1 protein-coding gene is annotated in these 228 nt (G+C 36.8%); it reads right to left on the reverse strand.

All coding sequences use genetic code 11. From position 1 onward, the window contains the following. Window positions 1-216: hypothetical protein (locus Q4528_RS16750; protein WP_303522946.1), on the reverse strand; the 216-nt coding region annotated here is incomplete at its 3' end. Between the last annotated feature and the right edge of the window lie 12 nt (window positions 217-228).

Raw genomic sequence — 228 nt, forward strand, 5'->3', positions numbered from 1 at the left:
CGACAAGACCAATTGCTCTTGCTCACTCAGGTGCTTAATAGACGAACCTATAATTTTTAATAATTGCTCTTTATTGATTTGATCTGTAACAAGCTCTGCATTTGTACACAGTTGCTCCATATTGTCATTGTCACTTAATGTTACAAAAGACATCCAGTTTGCTTCTGTGTATCTTGAATGCAAATCATCTACAGTCATCCCAAGCTCTTCAGCCAACTCTTTATCTGT

This window comes from Staphylococcus pasteuri, from assembly GCF_030547725.1.
GTDB classification, from domain to species: Bacteria; Bacillota; Bacilli; order Staphylococcales; family Staphylococcaceae; genus Staphylococcus; species Staphylococcus pasteuri.